At 34.5% G+C, this 1,792-nt stretch carries 2 protein-coding genes; both read left to right on the plus strand.

Annotation, left to right across the window (positions count from 1 at the left end):
• The first annotated feature begins 100 nt into the window (after window positions 1-100).
• Window positions 101-970: a CvfB family protein gene (locus tag EQ827_RS08620; RefSeq protein WP_219912688.1), complete on the plus strand. Its 870-nt coding sequence runs from the start codon at window positions 101-103 to the stop codon at window positions 968-970.
• On the plus strand, window positions 963-1,792 hold an 830-nt coding region (gene xerD / locus EQ827_RS08625; RefSeq protein ID WP_181190570.1), incomplete at its 3' end, for a site-specific tyrosine recombinase XerD. The genes EQ827_RS08620 and xerD, both read left to right, overlap by 8 nt.

Consider the following 1,792-nt stretch of genomic DNA (forward strand, 5'->3'; position numbering starts at 1 on the left):
ATTTAAGGGTATTGCTGCTGGTCCAGTAATTGCTTCTGGAATTGCGTATTGTATCATAACATTGTTAGCTAATTTGGGAATTAAATAATGAGGTGGAAAATTGGAATTACAAGAGTTGCTCGGTACCATTAAAACAGGAAAAATCGTCGATCAAAATGAACAATATTATTTTGTTTCTATTGCTGGCTTTACTTTTCAATTAGATAAACAAGAAGTCAAGACAGATATTTCGGAAGTTCAGGGTTTTTTATATGAAAATCAGCAACATCATTTAAGCTTAACAACTAAAATTCCGCAAATTGGTCAATTTCGTTACGGTTTTGGTGAAGTGGTGCAAGTAAGAACTGATTTAGGGGTATTTGTGAATATTGGTTTACAAGATAAAGATATTGTTGTGTCATTAGATGATTTACCAGAGCTGAAGTCGTTATGGCCTAAAAAAGGGGATCGTTTATTTATTGCAATTAAAATAGATCATAAAAACCGTATGTGGGGACAATTAGCGACAACAGATATCTTTCAGCAAATCAGCCGTCGGCCTACTACAAATTTAAAAAATAAAGATGTAACAGCTACAGTATATCGTTTGAAGTTAAGTGGAACTTTTGTCTTAACATCTGATTACTATTTAGGTTTTATCCATCCCAGCGAACGTGAACGTGAACCACGCTTAGGGGAAGTTGTGCAGGGACGTGTGATTGGATCTAGTTTTGATCATTTGAATATATCTTTAAAGCCACGAGCTTATGAAGAAATTACGCCGGATGCCGAAATGTTACTGGCAGTTTTACAGCATCAGCCTCAAGGAAAAATTAATTTTAATGACAAAAGTTCACCAGAAGATATCAAACAATATTTTGGTATTAGTAAAGGTAACTTTAAACGGGCAGTGGGGCATTTATTAAAGAAACATTTAATTATTCAAGATGAAGATGGAATTGCTTTAAAAGTATCTGATAAGCATGAATGATGCACTTCAAGATTTTGCACGCTACTTGCGTTTGGAAAGAGGACTAGCTGCTAATACAGTAACAGCTTATACGCAGGATTTGGAAGAATTTGTCCATTATTTAAAACAACAGCATCAACAAAAATTTCCAGAAACTTATTTCACTATTATCAATTTTCTTTCTGCACAATTTAAGCTGCAAAAGTCTGCTAATTCCTTGGCACGGCTGACTTCTACTTTACGACAATTTTATCGTTGGTTATTAAAAACTCAGCAGATTAAAGAAGATCCAATGTTAGAGATTGATTCGCCTAAAATGGGAACACATTTGCCAGCAACTTTATCAGAACCAGAAATAATTAAACTTTTACAGCAGCCAGATATAACTACTCCGTTGGGGGTGCGTGATCGATCTATATTAGAAACAATGTATGCTACGGGAGTCCGTGTTAGTGAGTTGGCTCATTTAAGTATGAATAATTTGCACCTAGATTTAGGATTAATTAAAGTTTTAGGTAAGGGTGATAAAGAACGTTTGATACCTATTGGGGATGTCGCTAAAAAGTGGTTAGAACAATATATACAAACTACACGTTTAGACTATCTACAAAAGTATCATCGTCAACATAATTTGGTCTTTATTAATTTTCATGGTAATCCCTTAACGCGACAAGCTATTTGGAATTTAATTAAAAAATATGTTCAACAAGCAGATATTCAAAAAAATGTCACCCCCCATACTTTACGACATACTTTTGCGACACATTTGTTAGAACATGGGGCAGATTTGCGGGTAGTACAGGAATTGTTGGGACATAGTGATATTTCTACTACACAGATTTA

This window comes from Bombilactobacillus bombi, from assembly GCF_013607485.1.
Lineage (GTDB): Bacteria > Bacillota > Bacilli > Lactobacillales > Lactobacillaceae > Bombilactobacillus > Bombilactobacillus bombi_A.